The organism is Cytobacillus luteolus, from assembly GCF_017873715.1.
Lineage (GTDB): Bacteria > Bacillota > Bacilli > Bacillales > Bacillaceae_L > Bacillus_BV > Bacillus_BV luteola.
The window spans coordinates 532041-549970 of record NZ_JAGGKM010000003.1; the positions used below are offsets into that span (position 1 = coordinate 532041).

The 17930-nt window shown below is 32.3% G+C and carries 28 protein-coding genes; all 28 read left to right on the forward strand.

Translation table 11 applies throughout. From position 1 onward, the window contains the following. Positions 1–119 precede the first annotated feature (119 nt). The 28 genes from J2Z26_RS11325 (at position 120) to J2Z26_RS11460 (ending at position 17809) form a co-directional block, all read left to right on the forward strand. On the forward strand, positions 120–632 hold the full coding sequence (locus J2Z26_RS11325; RefSeq protein ID WP_319638089.1) for a GNAT family N-acetyltransferase: 513 nt from the start codon (positions 120–122) through the stop codon (positions 630–632). 266 nt (positions 633–898) lie between these two features. Then, positions 899–1366, forward strand: coding sequence for a GNAT family N-acetyltransferase (locus J2Z26_RS11330; protein ID WP_193538954.1), 468 nt, complete (start codon positions 899–901; stop codon positions 1364–1366). 39 nt (positions 1367–1405) lie between these two features. Then, on the forward strand, positions 1406–1834 hold the full coding sequence (locus J2Z26_RS11335; protein ID WP_193538952.1) for an NUDIX hydrolase: 429 nt from the start codon (positions 1406–1408) through the stop codon (positions 1832–1834). A 225-nt stretch (positions 1835–2059) separates the two neighbouring features. Continuing rightward, a complete protein-coding gene (locus J2Z26_RS11340; RefSeq protein ID WP_193538950.1) occupies positions 2060–2485 on the forward strand; it encodes a GNAT family N-acetyltransferase in 426 nt (141 codons plus the stop codon). Positions 2486–2524: 39 nt separating this feature from the next. Then, entirely contained in the window at positions 2525–3235 is a 711-nt protein-coding gene (locus J2Z26_RS11345) for an alpha/beta fold hydrolase (protein WP_193538948.1), read from the forward strand. A 529-nt stretch (positions 3236–3764) separates the two neighbouring features. Continuing rightward, a complete protein-coding gene (locus J2Z26_RS11350; RefSeq protein ID WP_193538946.1) occupies positions 3765–3941 on the forward strand; it encodes a serine kinase in 177 nt (58 codons plus the stop codon). Between the two features lie 158 nt (positions 3942–4099). Further along, complete coding sequence (locus tag J2Z26_RS11355; RefSeq protein ID WP_193538944.1) at positions 4100–4525, forward strand: hypothetical protein; 426 nt, start codon at positions 4100–4102, stop codon at positions 4523–4525. A gap of 116 nt (positions 4526–4641) precedes the next feature. Continuing rightward, the gene (locus J2Z26_RS11360; RefSeq protein WP_193538942.1) at positions 4642–4854 is read left to right on the forward strand and encodes a hypothetical protein; all 213 of its coding nucleotides are present in this window, start codon (positions 4642–4644) and stop codon (positions 4852–4854) included. A 188-nt stretch (positions 4855–5042) separates the two neighbouring features. Beyond that, the gene (locus J2Z26_RS11365; protein ID WP_193538940.1) at positions 5043–5459 is read left to right on the forward strand and encodes a hypothetical protein; all 417 of its coding nucleotides are present in this window, start codon (positions 5043–5045) and stop codon (positions 5457–5459) included. Positions 5460–5902: 443 nt separating this feature from the next. Further along, positions 5903–6343, forward strand: coding sequence for a hypothetical protein (locus J2Z26_RS11370; RefSeq protein ID WP_193538938.1), 441 nt, complete (start codon positions 5903–5905; stop codon positions 6341–6343). Between the two features lie 147 nt (positions 6344–6490). Then, positions 6491–7090: a hypothetical protein gene (locus tag J2Z26_RS11375; protein WP_193538936.1), complete on the forward strand. Its 600-nt coding sequence runs from the start codon at positions 6491–6493 to the stop codon at positions 7088–7090. A 159-nt stretch (positions 7091–7249) separates the two neighbouring features. Continuing rightward, positions 7250–7774, forward strand: a complete 525-nt coding sequence (locus J2Z26_RS11380) for a dihydrofolate reductase family protein (RefSeq protein WP_319638088.1) — start codon at positions 7250–7252, stop codon at positions 7772–7774. A gap of 169 nt (positions 7775–7943) precedes the next feature. Beyond that, entirely contained in the window at positions 7944–8465 is a 522-nt protein-coding gene (locus J2Z26_RS11385; RefSeq protein WP_193538935.1) for an NUDIX hydrolase, read from the forward strand. A 134-nt stretch (positions 8466–8599) separates the two neighbouring features. Further along, the gene (locus J2Z26_RS11390; protein ID WP_193538933.1) at positions 8600–8782 is read left to right on the forward strand and encodes a hypothetical protein; all 183 of its coding nucleotides are present in this window, start codon (positions 8600–8602) and stop codon (positions 8780–8782) included. A gap of 206 nt (positions 8783–8988) precedes the next feature. After that, positions 8989–9864, forward strand: a complete 876-nt coding sequence (locus tag J2Z26_RS11395; RefSeq protein ID WP_193538931.1) for a GNAT family N-acetyltransferase — start codon at positions 8989–8991, stop codon at positions 9862–9864. A 51-nt stretch (positions 9865–9915) separates the two neighbouring features. Further along, a complete protein-coding gene (locus J2Z26_RS11400) occupies positions 9916–10851 on the forward strand; it encodes a GNAT family N-acetyltransferase (RefSeq protein ID WP_193539724.1) in 936 nt (311 codons plus the stop codon). Between the two features lie 431 nt (positions 10852–11282). Beyond that, entirely contained in the window at positions 11283–11420 is a 138-nt protein-coding gene (locus J2Z26_RS11405) for a hypothetical protein (protein ID WP_193538929.1), read from the forward strand. A gap of 54 nt (positions 11421–11474) precedes the next feature. Further along, positions 11475–11843, forward strand: a complete 369-nt coding sequence (locus J2Z26_RS11410; protein WP_193538927.1) for a hypothetical protein — start codon at positions 11475–11477, stop codon at positions 11841–11843. 125 nt (positions 11844–11968) lie between these two features. Continuing rightward, entirely contained in the window at positions 11969–12169 is a 201-nt protein-coding gene (locus J2Z26_RS11415) for a DUF6366 family protein (RefSeq protein WP_193538925.1), read from the forward strand. A gap of 115 nt (positions 12170–12284) precedes the next feature. Next, positions 12285–12662 (forward strand): hypothetical protein, encoded by a 378-nt coding sequence (locus tag J2Z26_RS11420; RefSeq protein ID WP_193538923.1) that lies wholly within the window; start codon positions 12285–12287, stop codon positions 12660–12662. Positions 12663–12754: 92 nt separating this feature from the next. Further along, positions 12755–13006 (forward strand): hypothetical protein, encoded by a 252-nt coding sequence (locus J2Z26_RS11425; protein ID WP_193538921.1) that lies wholly within the window; start codon positions 12755–12757, stop codon positions 13004–13006. Positions 13007–13059: 53 nt separating this feature from the next. Continuing rightward, positions 13060–13488 carry an RDD family protein gene (locus J2Z26_RS11430; RefSeq protein ID WP_193538919.1) on the forward strand — a complete coding sequence of 143 codons (429 nt, stop codon included), beginning with the start codon at positions 13060–13062 and terminating at the stop codon, positions 13486–13488. 223 nt (positions 13489–13711) lie between these two features. Further along, on the forward strand, positions 13712–14206 hold the full coding sequence (locus J2Z26_RS11435; protein ID WP_193539723.1) for a DUF3267 domain-containing protein: 495 nt from the start codon (positions 13712–13714) through the stop codon (positions 14204–14206). A gap of 297 nt (positions 14207–14503) precedes the next feature. After that, positions 14504–14764, forward strand: coding sequence for a hypothetical protein (locus J2Z26_RS11440; protein WP_193538917.1), 261 nt, complete (start codon positions 14504–14506; stop codon positions 14762–14764). A 125-nt stretch (positions 14765–14889) separates the two neighbouring features. Beyond that, positions 14890–15387 (forward strand): DUF4825 domain-containing protein, encoded by a 498-nt coding sequence (locus J2Z26_RS11445; RefSeq protein ID WP_193538915.1) that lies wholly within the window; start codon positions 14890–14892, stop codon positions 15385–15387. 210 nt (positions 15388–15597) lie between these two features. Beyond that, positions 15598–16386, forward strand: a complete 789-nt coding sequence (locus J2Z26_RS11450; RefSeq protein WP_193538913.1) for an NUDIX domain-containing protein — start codon at positions 15598–15600, stop codon at positions 16384–16386. 81 nt (positions 16387–16467) lie between these two features. Then, on the forward strand, positions 16468–16764 hold the full coding sequence (locus tag J2Z26_RS11455) for a hypothetical protein (protein ID WP_193538911.1): 297 nt from the start codon (positions 16468–16470) through the stop codon (positions 16762–16764). Positions 16765–17053: 289 nt separating this feature from the next. Next, positions 17054–17809: a hypothetical protein gene (locus J2Z26_RS11460; protein ID WP_193538909.1), complete on the forward strand. Its 756-nt coding sequence runs from the start codon at positions 17054–17056 to the stop codon at positions 17807–17809. Positions 17810–17930 lie beyond the last annotated feature (121 nt).

Genomic DNA, 17930 nt, shown 5'->3' on the forward strand with positions numbered 1-17930 from the left:
TCAAAATGGATTATCAACTCTTTTTTCTATTGGGGATGCTTAGTACATGAAGGGAAATTACCATTAGGTATCGAATAAGATTAAATGTTATTTTCTTTGAGAAAAGAAAGAGGTTGACTATGAAACTTGTAAGACCAACACAACATTACAGAGAACAAATAATGGCTTATAGGACAACATTCTTAAATATAGGAGAACAGCCATATGGTGGTTCTTCTTTAAGAAGATTTGACGACTTTAATAAATGGCTTACCAAAGTCATATACCAAGAACAAGGAGACAAATTACCACAAAATAGTGTTCCTTCCACTCAATTTTTGAGTATTGTTAATGGAAGATTAATCGGTTTAATTAATATTCGCCACCGATTAACACCTGAATTACTGATGGAGAGTGGACATATCGGATATAGCATCCACCCAGATGAACGACGAAAGGGATATGCCATTGAACAGCTTAGACTTGGCTTAATTGAAGCAAAAATCATAGGGTTAGAAAAAGTATTGGTAACGTGTGATAAATCAAATATTGCTTCCTCCAAAACCATAAAAAAAGTTGGTGGGATATTAGAGAATGAGGTAATTTCCTCAGACAAGGATGAGATTGTTCAGCGATACTGGATAGAAATTTGAACAACATGAATAACTCAGACAACCCAAACTCCAAATAAAGCTGTTATTATTGGCATGCTCGATAGTTGAAGTCAATCATTCTTTTCATTTTGAACATAAGTGCTTATTGAGCTGAGTGCATATCACAAAAATTTATTGTAGCTGTAAATATGATTATAGTTCTTCATCGGTAATTCAACCGGCACCAAGCAGGATTGGTGCCTGTTTTAATAGACCTTTAAGATGGATAAAAACATCTACTAATTTAATCAAACGAGGGAGATTTTATGAGTATTTCAATTATTGAATGTGATTTATCTGAAATTGTACTGATTAAATCTTTATGGGAAGGATTAAGAGATTACCACACTTCTTTGTCTGAAAAAGCAGCAACAAATAAAACATTTCAGCAAAGAGCGAAAGAGCTTAAAGAAAAAGTGAAAGACGGGGGGAAGATCCAAATACTTGTAGCGATTGATATAGCAGATCAAACTTATGTCGGCTATTCCGTTTCGACTATTTCAAAACAAAATGTAGGTGAGTTGGATTCCTTATTTATACTGGAACCATATAGAAGCCAAGGCATTGGAGAATTATTTATGAATAGATCAATGGCATGGTTTGAGGAAAACAATATTGAAAGAATGATAATGTTTGTTAGTTATTTTAACGAAAGTGCAATGAAGTTTTATAAGAAGTTTGATTTTGAACCAGTAAGCTACATTTTAACAAAAACGAAACAGAGTAATAAATAACAAAGTAAAATAACATAGTGTAGCAGGAGGATGATACAAATGTTTGTTGTTAATGTTGAGGGAGCTATTTTAAAGGATGGCAAATGGCTAATTATAGAACGAGGTTCAGACCTAGAACATGCTGCTGGGACACTCTCTTTAGTAGGTGGACAAGTTGAAGATGAAGGAAATACCTATGACATTATTGAAAATACTTTAAAGAGAGAGATTCTTGAAGAAGTTGGTATCGAAGTAAAAGATAACTTGAAATATGTTCACAGTTCTTCATTTTTAGCTGATGATGGATGTAAGGTTATTGATATAGTTTTTCTTTGTGAACATAAAAATGGTGAGCCTTTTAGAAATAGTCCGCAAGAAGTTGCAAATATCTATTGGTTAAGTACAGAAGATGTGATGAACCATACTAAAGCTCCAGTTTGGACCAAGGAAAGTATCAAACGTGCAGATTTGTTGCTTCATAAATTATAAGCTAGTATTCACTCAAAGTTATTTCAAAATAATATAATTTTCATTGTGGAGTGAGGATATATCTAAACAAATGAGTAGCGATTGTTCAATAAGAGCATCGCTTTTTTACTAAAGAGCAGAATTCCTGTAACAAATAAAACAAGCTTGTGAAGAGAAGAAATTCATGATTCTTGTTATGAAAACTACAAAACTATTTAAAGTAGAATAATAAAAGGATGGTACAAAATGAGAATATGTACTAGATGGGCAAATGAAAATGATGTAGAAATTCTTGTTGCTCTCAATAATGAGTTTAATGGGATTGGACTTACAACAAATGAAGTAAAAGAAAGCCTTGATAAAACCAACGAATTGATTTCACTTGCAATTCTGGATGATGAACCAGTTGGATTTGCCTGTGCTCAATATTTCAAGTCGTTTTGTTATACTAATTTGCAAGGTGAAATAACTGAAATGTATATTAAAGAAACAGCCCGAAGAAAGGGCATAGCCTCATTGTTGATATCATTTTTGGAACTAGAACTTCGTATACGAGGGGTCGAAAGCGTAAAAATAATCACTGGAAAAAATAACGATGCAGCAATTAAAACATATGAACAATCAAATTATATAAAAAAGGATCACATTGTATTGCGAAAAATTATAACATAAAATTTATATATAATACTAAAAATTTATTTGGGGGAAAATATGGTTTTATTAGAGCGTTTTGCTAAGAATAATAATATTTCTATTCATTACTTAGAATCTATGGATTTAAATTTTGACTTAATCCCTCTAGTTTATGTTCCAGGGGTATTGGGTTTTGCGGAACAATTTGAAGATGAAATGAAAGTTCTTACTCCAAGACGTTGTATTTCACTAAGAGGAAGAGGGAAAAGTGATGCACCACTTAAAGGCTATAATTTAGAACAACACGTTTCAGATATTAAATCAGTAGTAGAGAATAGCGGAATTAAAGAATATTATTTAATGGCTTATTCTATGGGGGTTCCTTATGCTATTAAGTTTGCTTCAGAAAACCCAAAACAAATAAAAGGGTTAATATTATGTGATTATCAAGCTAGGTATCCTTCAATTCCAGAGTCGTGGGTAGAAGGAGTTATATCTAGAGGTTATATAAAAGAAGACCGTCACCATGTAGTGAGAGGAATACAACTAGATTCAAAAGAAACATATTTAATGGATGAATTAAAAAAAATAACTTGTCCAGTTTTAGTTATTAAAGGTGGTACAGAACAGTCACTCTTAAAAAATGATGCTACTGAAAAATATAAGAGTCATTTGAGAAATGTTCAAATAGTAGAGTTTTCTGATTCAGGACACGAATTATGGATTCCAGATTACGATAGGTTTATGAACAAGATTGGGCAGTTTTTAGAAAAAATTGATAAAGAATGAGCGACGAAGTAGGGAAATAAAAGATTAAAAAAAAGGAAGGAAATCTCAAGACAAGAATTTGATAATATCTGGCACTCATCTAATAATGTTTTATTTGGTATAGACGACTCTTTAACCTTTGCCAACCACTTTGACATCTACTCAAAAGAAAATTATCCAAAAAACGCTAATATACTTGCAGGGGAAGTCCAAAGTTTCTATAGAGAATTTTTAAATAGTAATTTTCAAGATAATATTGAAAGTGTTCCTCTTTCAGAGAGGGATATTGAGTACATAAAAGTATTAGAAGAGCTATTTGAATCAATTGGAGCATTAACTACATCTGAAGCAGAGCTACTGAACATTGAAGAATCCATAGATATAGTAAATGATATTAGTTCTACCTATGAGGAAAAGTTAAACAAAATTAGGTTATTTTAGACGTTCATGATTCTGCTAACGTGGTGAGATTGTTGAACAAGCAGCAGTCGCTTCTTTCGTTTTAGATTCAGGTTAATTCAGGAGAGTATGTTGGACGGAGGGTGAAATAATGAGGATGTTTTTGGTTATTCCACTTATTCTTTTGGGTGCGATTTTGTTTGGACTTAGAATTGAAAACATCGGCAATTTATGTAATATTATTCTAAATATAATAGGTGTTGGCTTTATTTTGTTGGGCGTTTTTATTGGGACCGGTAAAAAGAAGAAACAGAAGCTCTTATGCTAAAGGGTGCGAGAGTTAAACAAGGCGATCAATAATTTGATCGTCTATTTCTTTTAAAATTTTGGGTCTGATGTTGGAATATTATATTAATATGGGTATGAGTATGAGATTGTTCTATATCTACATATTTAGTTAGTACAAGGATTGTTAGGGGGATATTCTTGAAGAAATATTTATTCATTTCTCTGTTATTAATCATTATTGCTGTTATTTTAATTTACTTTTATAAGTACCGTGAGCAAAACCTGGGTGATCTATTAGATATAGGTAATGTTAATAAGGTTCATATTATTACTCAGCATAAAGGCTCTTTTCAATTTGAACTTAAAGAAGTAGATCAAGAATATATTAATAAACTAACTGACTTTTTAAATCAATACCAAGTAAAACTAACTAATGTGCATGGGTGGGTCTCCAAATATGAAAATGAACGATTTGAACTTTTCCTTGGATACAAAAATGGAAAATCAGATAGATTTACCATTGAACATGACGTTGTTGTATCAACCCGTGTTTACAAGGTATTGAATGCTCCTTTGGATTATAAATGGATACAGGAATTTGAAAGGAACATTAATCCTAAGTAAGGGATTTATTTAACGAGGGGGCGTATGTCAGTCGCTTATGGTCCTAACGGTGCAGGTTAGTGGAAGTAGGGATTTAACAGTGATTCTTTGAATATAAGTAAATAAGGGGTGATTAAATGGCATATGTCTATTCTTTATTCGTAATCTCTATAATTGGATTTAAAATTTATAGAATGTTAAAAAAGGACTCCACACCATCTAATAGATATACACCATACGATGATATTACAATGGGGAACAAAATTGATGTAAAACGCGATAGTCCTATAGAAGACTCAAAGCACATTATTCAATACGAAGAAAAGGTTGAAAATGACAAAACAATTTAATTTCTAATACCTCCTTTTAGTAATGGGGGAATTTCTTAAAGAAGGAGAAGTGCTCTTTTTTGTGTAACTTACATATTAAGTAAAGAAATTAGATAGAAAAAGACTATTGAAAAAAATCCTGGAGAGTGATTGTCACTTTGAAGACTAAAAATTCTTTATGCAAATTTGTTTTGTTGGTTTTTTTCTGTTTGCTTATTTTTCTTTCGGGATGTAGTCTTCAGGATGTATACACAGAAGAAAACTGTACAAATGTATTTATTCCTTGTGTAAATGCAAGTTCTGTTAATCATAAAGTAAAAGTGTTAAATGGCGGTTCTTCTCTTAAAATTGGTGGTAGACGAGAGGAATCACTTGGAGATTCTAACTACTTAGATAAAAATGCCCAAATACTTAAAGCTTCTAGAAATGATGTTGTTACACTGGAATTTATAAATAAGACTCCTTTATCTTTGAAGGTTTATGACCGTAATAATATGAATAAAGAAATAATAGTGGATAACTTCTCTTTCAATCTACCAAATGAAGTTGGAATCTACGTTTTTAATATCGCTGCAGAATATTCAAATGGTGGAGTATTTCATTATTTGAAAGTTAAGGTAGAATAAATTAAAATCCTTTTAAGTAAGGGATCAACAGCTTTGTGAATTTGTATACTTAAATTAAAGGTAGCGCTACTTTAATAAGAAAGATGACAGATCAGCTGGCAGGGTGCTGGTCTTATTTTATTGTGGAGAAGAAGGAGAATAACTAGAATAACTAGTTAATAAGGAAGTATAGAAGCAGGTAACTTGATAATGAGTGGTGAGTCGTTAGAGAGGAGTTTAACCAATGAATTTATCACTTTTAGGCATATCAATATCATTATTTGGAATAGCTATTTTTCTGGCTTCAGCAGGTGGTGGGCCATCATCAGTTGGTCTATTTATATCCCTTTTGGAGTATTAGTCTCACTAGTTGCTTGTGTTATAAATGAATTTAGGAAAGTTAAAAAAAGTTCTTTATTGAAGTAAAGGTGCGGTTTCCAAATATGATATGGACAGGGGAATGTATGAGAAAGCTTGTACTTGTGTTTATTGTGTTGTTAAGTATTTCAGGATGTTCTGAAAAGGGAAAGTTAATAAGTAAACTTGAAGAAATTGATGTTATAAATCTATCAACGTTTAAAATTTCATCGCAAGCAGCAACGTTTGAGAGCAATAATGCCACAATTTATGATGACATACCTACAACGGTTCGCCCTAAGCCGAGGGTTCTATTATATGGCGAGGAAACAGATAGTAAGCACGAATATGATTTGCATATCCAAATCTATGAAGAGTTTGATGAAGTCATATTAATATCTGATTACGGAACAGCTACAATCAGCGTGGATTGGGATGCCTATTCAAGAGAGAAAAAGAAACTATTACAGAATGAAGACTTTGTCAAACAAACCTCAGTGATCCAAGCTATCTATGACATGCTACATAAGCAACAAGAAAAGCACTAATTTTGGTCACCTTCACAGTGCTTTTTTGTTTAACTATTGAGCTTTAATTCAAGAAGGATTAGAGCTTTTTATTGAAGTATAGAGCAGTTTAGTGAAAGAAGGATGGCTTATTCCGAAAAACATACAATTTGAAATGGGAGGAGTTTAATGAAAAGATTTTTAAATCTAAATACGGTATATATTGTTGCAGCATTAATAGTTCTTGGTGTTTTGTTCATACCTCGAGCAGTTGATATATACAACCTTCGGACACAGGGGATAAATTATTTTACTAATGACAATGAAAATTATCACAATAATGCACACCCTATTGAAGGAGAATATACAATCGAGATTGATTTAAATAATTTGGATAATAACAAAGGAAAAGTGCTTTTTGATGATGGAGAAAACCAAATTTATGTGTCGAAAGTAATCGCTCATAATACTAATGAATATGAATTGTTCTTTAGGTCAAGTGGAAGTTCTAGTTTAGGTGGTGCAACAATAATATCAGGTGTTGAACACAAACATAATAATGAAGGTTTAATAAGTAAATTTCAAGCGAAAGCAGAAGCAACGTATAGAGGTGATACTTATAAACTAATTCCTTCTGAATATTCAGGCTTAAACTACAGTGATGCAGATGAGTTTGGCTTTTATTTGAAGTTACCAGAAGAGTTAGTTCCTGATTTTGAAGAAGAAGGAATGATTGATGTGACAGTTACAAACTTATATATAAATTTATGGGCAGAGAAATCATTTTAAACTAAATGGTGCTTAAATACAACAACGGAGATCGTCACTTGACGGTCTCTTTTAATTAAAGAGAAGGATGTGGAGCCAAAAAACTGGGAATTTGTGTTAAGATTATTTTGCTAGAATGAAACCTTCATTTATGTCTAATTTATACAGGGGGAGAGTAAAGTGAGGAAAGTAGTATTGTTTATCGCTCAGAGTTTGGACGGCTATATTGCAACTAAAGCGGACTCTTTAGATTGGTTATTTTGCGTTGAAGGACAAGGTGACAATGGTTACTCTGAGTTTATTAGCAATGTTGACACAATTTTGATTGGTAAGAGGACATATGATTGGATTATGAAGCACGAAAATGGCAATTTTCCATATAAAAATAAGCAGTGTTATGTCTTTTCGAGAACAGTATATCAAGATAACGAACACGTCAAGTTTATCAATGAAGACATTATTAGCTTTACAAATAACTTGAAAAATGAGGAAGGGAAAAGTATTTGGATAGTTGGTGGTGGAGACTTATTACATACATTTTTAAAAGAAAAGCTTGTTGATGAATTGATGTTGACAATTGCTCCAAAGATTATTGGAGAAGGAATTCCTTTATTTAAGTCAGGTGATTATCAACTCGACCTTTCGTTAAAAGGTACTAGAACCTTTAATCAATTTGTTGAATTACATTACACAGTAAAAAATTAATTATCTTTTTAAATTATAGGGTGCTAGTTTTGAATAAAAGAAGTCTAACTTTGAACCAACGCAGGTTAATTTAGGGTGCAATTGTCTTAATAAAATCACTGAAAACTAAGGTATTTACATATAATATTTACTCTTTAAATAATGACTACTGAAAGTTGGAGGTTCGCTAGTGGAATTATGGGATGTGTATGATATAAATCGAAGCAAAACAGAACGTACATGGGTTCGAGGTACAGAGCTTGATCCTGGGGATTTTCATTTAGTTATTCATGTATGTATTTTTAATTCAAACGGGGAAATGCTCATTCAACAAAGGCAGTCCTTCAAAGAGGGTTGGCCTAATCTGTGGGATCTCACTGCAGGAGGGAGTGCCATAGCTGGGGATACAAGTCAAACTGCTGCACAAAGAGAATTGCATGAAGAGATTGGTTTGAAGGTAGACTTTCAGCATTTACGACCTCACTTAACAATTAACTTTGATAATGGATTTGATGACATTTATTTAATCCAGGAAGATGTGCAATTACATATGCTTACTTTACAGTATGAAGAGGTTCAAAATGTGAAGTGGGCAAGCAAGGAAGAAATTTTAACGATGATCAAAAATGAAGAATTTCTCCCATACTACGAAAGTCTTATCCATTTACTATTTGATTGCCGAAACAAGCGTGGAACTATTTCAAAGGTATAACAATGATAAAACTTTTTCTAAAATGTTGAATATTAGTTGCACCGTTTACGTAGTAGTGTAATCGTCAGTTTGAGTTAATACTTAGAAATATATTCCAATTGTTAGTGTAATATTATTTAAAAATGAGGGGTTTTATGGGGTGGATAATTGTTATCCTTGTTGTTGCCTCGTTTTTAGTATTTGGCTTGTTAGTAGACAGGAAAACAGACCGCTATAAGTCAATAGAGGATAAAAACATTAAAGAAGGTATCGAAACAATTAAAGATGATTACCAGAAACAAAATCATCCTAATAAAAACCAACAGGGTCCTTTTTAAACAAAATTGTTGAGGTGTAATGAAGCGTTAGCCCCATTTTGGATTAACGCTTATTGTTATGGAAAAGGTTTAAATGTCGTGAAAGTAAAATGGGGTTTTATGGTAAAGTAAATATGATAAATAGTGTTCATGAAAAATTATAAAATGTATATTGAAGATTTACTAAACAATGGAAATGGAACTCGGTTTTTTAGGGGGATTAACGCATGATAAAAATAAGTACGATAAAAAATGAAGAAGTTGTTAGTGTTGCTAAATTTATTTCACAAATTAACAGAATTGAAGAATCACATATTGGCTATTGTGGAAAAGATTATTTAGAAGTCGCTCACTCTTTAAGCGAGGACGTTACTGATATTCCTTACAATAACAGTTTTTTGACTGTATATGATGATGAAGAACTGATTGGCGTATTAGGATTTGACGCAGACCTTGAGAGCAATAGTGCTGAAGTCTGGGGACCATTTGTTAAAGAAGATAAGTGGGATATTGTGACTAGCTTATGGGAAAAGATGATTGAATTAATACCAGATGAAATAAACTCTATAAGTATGTTTCCAAATAAAGAAAACAGAAAAGTCCTTCAACTAGCTAATGACCTTTCTTTTAATAGACACAGCGATCAAACAATATTGAATTTTAACCGAGAAAGAACAAAGGAATTAGAAGAGGTTAGTATTATAGAATTAACGGAAGATTATTACTTAGAATTGGTACAACTTCATGATAACTCTTTCCCTAATACTTATTATAGTGGTCAACAAATTGTTAACAGACTAAATGATTATAGAAAAGTTTTTATTATTGTAAATGACGGTCAATTATGCGGTTATATCTATGTAGAAGCTGAACCATCATATGGAGAAGCTAGTATTGAATTTTTCACTGTTAGAGAAAGTGAGAGAGGGAAAGGAATAGGAAGAATACTATTAACTGTTGCTCTAAAATGGCTTTTCACTATTGATAGTATCAATTCTATTACACTATGTGTCAATTCAGATAATCAAAATGCTATAAACTTATATAAGAAAGTTGGATTCCAACTGATACATGAGCTATGTTTTTTTACTAAGAGTAAATAATAGACTGTTTAATTTGATTACACGTAAGGCAATAGATAAAAGGGGAAATACATATATGTCAATAGTACAATTGAAAAAGCTGTCATTAAAGATGCTGAAATTCTAACAGAAATAAAGAAAAAAACCTTTGATGAAGAAGCTAGGAAGTGGCTTTCAAATCAAGATGGTGTAGTTGATTTTAATATACAACCACCAGGATATGCATCAATCGAAATGACAAAATATATGATTGAAGAATTAGAGTACTTTAAGATTAAATACTATGAAAAAGTAATTGGAGGAATTATAGTAACAGTAACTGGAAAGTCTTTTGGCAGAATAGACCGCATTTTCGTTGAACCAAATTACCAGGGGAAAGGAATAGGCTCGCAAGTAATAAATTTAATTGAGGAGCAATTTCCTAATGTAAGAACTTGGGATCTTGAGACATCAAGAAGACAAGTTAATAATCACCATTTTTATGAGAAAATGGGTTATAAAACTACTTTTATGACAGACGATGAGTATTATTATATAAAGAGAAAAGCTAACTTTCTATCAAAAGAAAACGTTGTGGAAGAAAAAAATATTTCAAATGTACAGTACGAGAATTGCAACATGGAAAAAACAGAGTGTTATCAGGTGAATTTAGAAGGATGTTCTTTTACTAACAGTAATTTAATGAATACAAATATAAGTAACTGTAACCTCAGCTATTCTAAATTCCGAAATATAAATCTTAGACATTCTCTATTTGCTGATTTAAACCTTTCTCACAGTAAAATGAAATTTGTTACGTTGGGTGGCGTTTCTTTTATAGATACCAATCTCGGAGTTGAAGAACAACCTATTTCATTTGAAAGATGTGACCTACAAGGTTCAAAAATAAGTAATAGTAATTTAAAAAACCTAGAAATAATAGATAGTGATTTATCAGGAATGAAAATAGATAATATAGCAGTTAAAGATTTACTTGATGCTTATTATCAAATGAATGAAAAGAAGTAACGTTAACTTTCCTATTAAATTAATGGATGCTTATCTTTAAGAGGGATAAGCTTTTTTTATGGAACCAGTAGCACCATTGTATTAACAAAGGATCAGAGCTTCTATCGTTAATCTATGAGCAGACTTTTTGAAAAATAACAAATGTGATTGAAACCTTTTATCTTTGCAATAGTAGCGGTGATGGTGCTGTAAGGTGAATTTGGTTCATTTCTGCGGGGGGCAATGATATTTAACTTTATGCAGTTCTTTGCAACAATAATTCCTATAACCTATCCACGTTGTATGGGAGCATATAGCGGTTATCCGTCTGATGGTTTGCAACTACTACGATTGTTTAGAAGTTAAGGTTGGAGAAAAAATTCTTAATATTATGAAACTTAAAATATCCTGATTCGTATAAATCCATATAATAAAATAAGGGAGGAAGTAATATGGAACTTATTAAAAACTATGAAAAGAGACATATTGTTGGAGTGATAGCAGTTATATTAGCACTAATAACTCCTATGGCGATACCTTTAATTCCTTATATGGTTAACGATCTCTTATATGCAACATCAGATACCTAGTTTATACAAATTCCAAGAAATTCATATTTCCTGTATGGAGCTGGATTAATCCTATTGTTACTTGGAACACTAATTATCTTTTTATTTAATCTAAAAAAATTCAGCATATTAATAGGCTTTTTGCTCTTTATAAGTAGTATTTATCCGTTTATTTTAGGTGCTACACATTACAAACAAATGAGTAATGATGGCATATATTTTAGTGAGCTAGGAATCACCAACCACAATTTTTATGAGTGGGATAAAGTAGAAAAGGTAGTTTATCATTTAACGGAGGAACGAGGGGGATTTTCTAACTTAGAATTTCAATTCTCTGATGGCAACAGTGTAATTATAGCTAGGGATTCGCATTTTTCTTCAGTGTTCTATAAATTTATGGATAAGCTTAGTGAATATAATATTGAATATGTAGGAAGTGATTAATTATAGGCAACGGGGAGCGAGTGCTGAACAGGAAGCAGTCGCTTTTTTACTTACAAGCAAGAGTTATTAAGAAAGAGCAAAACTCTATATGGTGTGATTTCGTAGTATAAAATAGGGGGATTTGAATGAATAAGGAAAAACAAACACCTGAACAAAGGAGAGAGGACTTACGACGTAAAGAATTAAACAATCCTCCAAGTAGTTTACGTGGGAGCAATCTTTCTGATTTAGTAGGTAGTTTAGGCTGGAGGGGTACTGGAATACTTATTATCCTGGTAGTATTAGGGGTTATAATTTATGCCGTATTTTTTGCTAACGGAGGTTAGAATAGAACAGGGGTTTCCCCCTTGCTGAAAATATTAAGGAAATTAACTGCAGGTGGTGGTTAAATTTAAAAGAAAGCCATTTAATTTGTTATTATTCTTTGGAGATCTATTAGCTATGTTATTATTGTTTTTCTATATTTTCGTTTTTCATTTGTTGTCGTTTGGAAGTTTTATGTTAGATAGTTCTCAAGATGAAAGAATTGCGTGGAATCTTACAGAATGGATACAACCAACAATTTTTGTCGGAACACTCACGTATATCTATATCAAATATTTAAAGGGGAAGGAAAAATATAAAAAGGTTAAAATCTATACTCTGATTATGGGATTTAGTATTTCTTTTGTATTTAATGTAATTTGGATATTACTTCATTTTGATAATGAAAATTCTAATTACCTGTATGTCCAACTGTCTGTATTAGGAGTTACTTTACTGTTAATATTTTATGCCGACTCTGTAAGAAAAAAGTTATTAAGTAAAGAGGGAGTTTGACTTTCGTTTCCTAGACCAGGGAAAAAGCCATTAATTACCACAACGAATAGGGAAATAATGTTAAAATAAGTGTAGGTTGGAGTGAAAACAATATGAAAAGCAAAATAGGTGGGGTTTCAACTGTTTTATTTTTTGTAGGATTACTTTTATACTGTTTAGCATTTATGGGTAATGATCGTTTTTTACTAGGTGCAGTTATTGTATCTGCAATTGGATTAATTCTAGCATTAATTGCAGGAAAAAGTACTTATAAAATTATTGGTCTATTTGGCAACGGAATTATCATAATTATTACAATTGTTGTTCCATTTTTGGTTACTACTTTCTTTTGGAATCACCCTTAATAGTTTGTAAGGTTATAAGTTCAAAAGTAAGGTGATACGTTAGGGGGGGAATAATGAGCAACCCTGCTGGTTTTGGTGTTAGGTTAGGTGCAGCTATAGTTGATATGATTTTTCTGTTCTTAGCATCAGGAATTATTACAACCATCATCTATCAGGAATTCTTTATGGAAAACGAACCTATAACTTCTATCTTAGAAACGTTGTATTATTTACTGTTACCTGTATTTTGGTATGGATACACTGTTGGGAAAAAAGTATTAGGGATACGTATCGCGCGTGAAGATGGTGAAAGAGTAGGTATTGGAACAATGCTTATGCGTAACTTAGTTGCCGGTTTAGTGTATGTTTTAACATTAGGGATCGGTATTATTGTTAGTGCTTTCATGGTGGGTCTACGAGAAGATAAGCGTGCTATCCATGATTTTATTGCAGGGACTTACGTTACTTATGATGAGCCTGAGCCTGAAAAATACCTAGAGTAAGGGCATTAATGCCAATATGAAGGACTATTGTCACCATCAAATTGTTTTAATTGTCCTCATCCTGTTCCTTAGATTGACTATTATGAGAGACTTCGGATGATTTGGAGAATATGATGGTTTAGATACAAGTAATAAAGTTTCATTAAAAAAATGTCACAATCCATAAAAATGACGGAGGTGAAAGCTTATGATAGTTTGGTTTCGGCACTTACCACAGAAAAGTATGGATTTGTCAGAATGGACTCCTTTCATAAAAAATAATTGGTACCGAAGACATTACATGAAGTTTGTATACTTACTTCAGATCATCATTTTTCTTATACCACATTTCTATACTGCAGAATTCACAAATATTAATCTATTTTTACTCATCATTGTAGGCATCCTCGTCTTCGTCTTTCACGAATGGCTACATATTTTGGTCATAACCAAAAAAGGTGATATTAGCATAACGTTTAGTGGTATATTTTTTTGGATAAATACAAATGCAAGCCTCTCCAAAGGTAGGTTCTGGGTCTTTATGAGTTTGCCATTTATTGTATTATCGGTGGTGCCAGTTATTATATCATTCTATGTATCTGGAAATATCAAATTAATACTATTATTTGTTGGTTGGTTCAACACTTTGATTTCTTCCTCAGATATCATTAATTCATTTTTAATTGCATTTAAACCCAAGAACACAGTTTTTTGCAGAGGGTATTACAGGATGAAATGAATAACCCACCTTTTCTATGGAAGTTAAAAAGTTAACGAGATTAGTTGAAAAGAAAAATGTTCTATATAAAAGGGGTCGGCTAGTTGAAGAAATTAGGAAGAGTGCTTCAATGGCTGGGTTTATTTATTGTTCAGTAAGAAAAATCGCTTTTTGTAACAAGATAGGTGTGTGTAGGATTAATTCAATCTTGCGGCTTTTTTTGTTTTTTACTCGAATAAAAGGTAATTAATGGTAAATTTATTGATATTTGTTTATAATCAATTGTAGTTTACGTAAATAACCGAAAGGGATGGGGAAATGAACCGAAAAATAGTAAGACATACTTGGAATGCTATTTCTGGAGTGTTTGTTTTGTTATTTTCAATTTGGTTGAGTGGACCAGGCATTGGAGAAGGTAACACACCAACTAACAGATGGTACTTTATGTTATTATTCATTTTATGGGCAGTTGGTTTTACATTACAGTTTAAGGAACGAACAAGAGTTATTGGGTTTGTTATAACGTTCATTCCAATCATATACTATTTGGTTTTATATGTAAGAGCAGCAGCTCTATAATGGTTTAAATTCCCAATAATCAATGTGGGTAAAGAAAAAAATGTAAAGTACTTTTAAATAGTATTGATATGCTATTTGGGATATTAATGTATACGGTAATGTACTTGTTATTAGGAGGGATAATGGTGAGAAATTTAATAATGTTTTCCTTCTTTTCTTTGTTGATGTTACTTCTCCTAAATGGTTGTAATTCAATTGAAGTTATTGATGGCGAAAATTTATTTGAATTCAAAGATTCGTATGTAGGAGATGCAGGTGCTGTTGGGAATATCACCAGACAACTTCCAAAACCGAGTGGGGAGCAGATCAGTGGAATGGAACTGCAAACTTCAGAAGAACCTTATGGTATTATTTTGAATTATATTGCTGTGGAACATAGTGAGGATATCGAGACAAACTACAGTGAACTAGCTATATATAATGCTACAATTATACTTTCATTAGTTAAAAATGCTGATTGGGTTAACTTCAATTTCATCAATCAAGAGTTTGAAGTAAGGCGAGAGGATTTACAAAAATTTTACGGAAAAGATATCAGAGAATTTAACACCGAAGAAGAATTAAGAATGTTTATGCAAAAGAAATTAGAGGATGAGAATAAAGTTCTTCAGTTTTTTAAATAAAGTGTTCAAGAACTAAGTTGAGGCGGCCATTGATTGGTCGTCTCTTTATTTGAATATTGGTTAATGTGTAGAATTTGAAAATAGAATAACCAATGAAGACTATAATTTGATAGAAGTATGACGAGTTGAATGAATAGGTATCTATTAAAAAAATTAGAGGAGGGATTTTATATTAGTTTGTGGAAATTAAAGGAAAGGAGATGTTGAACAATGATATATAGAAGAAAAACGTATAAAATTAAACCTGAAAAACTAAATGATTTTAATCAATTCTTTCATTCTTACTTATATCCAAACCAAATAAAGCACGGCGCAAAATTAATTGGTCGCTGGGTCAATGAAGATAAAGACGAGATTTTAGCAATATGGGAATATAAAAGTATAGAACATTACGAAGGTATAGAAAACCTCATTAGAAATAGTGAACTACACCAAAAAGCAAAAGAAAAAAGAATGGAAATAGGGGAACTCTACATAGAGAACAACCAAGACTTCTTAACTTCTACAGCATCCCCTGCCACATATCATCCCCCTAAACATATTGTTTCTGTCAGTGGATATATAACTAATGAGGAGGGAAAGGTGCTTCTTGTTCGTAATTTTCACCGTTCAGATACGATGGAAATGCCAGGTGGTCAAGTTGAAGAAGGTGAAACATTAGAAGAGGCCATTCACCGAGAAATACTAGAAGAAACTGGAGTTAAAGTCCAATTGCAAGGAATAACAGGTATTTATCAAAACATAACCAACGGAGTAATTTGTGTAGTATTTAGAGGGCACTATGAATCAGGTGAAATAAGAACTGCTGAAGGTGAAACATCAGAAGTATTTTTTACTGAATTAACTAAGGAACGAATAAATGAACTAATTACTAGACCACACTTCAGAAGCAGAACTCTTGATGCTATGGAACCAAACTACCTACCTTATGAAGCTTTCAAAGCAATACCTTACGAACTTATTAAAAGGTTTGAAGTCAAAAAGGAGTTTAGTAGTTAGCGATGCAACTAAGTGGGCGTTAATTCTAAAAGATTTAACGCCTATTTTAATAGAGAGGAGAACCATCAAGGGGGATGTTCAATGCCGAAAACGATGTTGGTGTGCATTTTGTTTTGTATTTTATGTGTTATGACGGCCTGTATTTCAGTCGAATCAATAAAAGGAGAAAAATGGGACGATAATAGTTCAAATTTTACGACTGAATATGGTGAAATGTTTGGTGAAGAAGGAAGTATAGGAATTATCGGTTCTAAAACTGTTACAGAAACTGGCCAAAAGTGGATGTGGCATTTTTGGGGAACTGAAGATATTTCCTACAAAGATTGGGAAGTAAAAGCATTTAAGCAAGGCGAAAAGAAGAAGTTATTAATCCAATAAGGTTTAAGGATGAGCAACTAATCCCACGTGGTGCTGTCATAAGCGGACATGCGCGTTCGTCTGTATTGTTTCCATCATCAGGGATGTGGAAGTTGAAGGTTTATATTGATGGAGAATATTTTAATGAGATTGTTGTAGAGATAAATCAAGAGTAAATCTATTTAGGTAAAAGGGAATTTTACTTTGAAAAAAGCAGGCGTTGACCCAATCAGGATAGATGCCTATTTTTGTAGAAATAAGGAAGTAGATGTAGTTGCTTAATACTAAGGGTTAATAGGGGAGGAATTACATGAGCCCTAGTGAAAATATATATTTTTTTCTAATTGGAGCTATCGTATTGATTGTTATTATTATTTTTGTGTGGCTTATATTTAGAAAACGCAAAAAATGGGCAATCGCGTTAACGAGTGTGGTTGTGATTGGGTATGTAGGATACTATGTATACTATCCTACTTTAAAAGTGAACACGCATGAAGATCGATATGAACGACTTGTCGCCTATTTAGGAGAATATTACCCAGATAAAGAATTTACTATTTTACCGGAACATTATGAAGAAGGATATACGGTCGGTCAGTTCGATGTTAATGATATAAAAAATCCGACGATGGGTGTGACATTACGTGTTGACAAGGAAGGAAAAGTGACACAGATAGGCACTTGGTCAAATCAAGAATATCCAACACAACTAGAACTGTGGCGAGAAATTGAATTTATGTATGGGGAAACCTATACATTAAATAAAGAAATCTCAGAAATAATCAAACGTGATGAATGGATAGATGGTGAGCTAACAGCATTTGCATTGACCATTGATGATATGCCTACCATTGCGTTATTTAATTACTCAAGTAAAGGTTATAGCCTATTGGAATTGCGAAAAGGAGATCATGAAGGATTCGTTTCTATTGAAGAAAATGGTTATGTTTTTGTCTATATCCATGAACGCTATCAAGGAGAAACAGTGACTTTTCAATTAAAAAATGGTGAGGAGTTCACGTTGAATGTCGACCAACATAAAGGTCGATTGATTGTAGAGAATTGAATGGAGACTTTTATTATTTACTCTAAAAGAGAAACAAACACCGCATTCAATTTTAATTTTTAGTGCAACAAAGGTTAGTGAAGAAACAGAGGTATCGAGAAAATATAGTTAGTAACCTAAA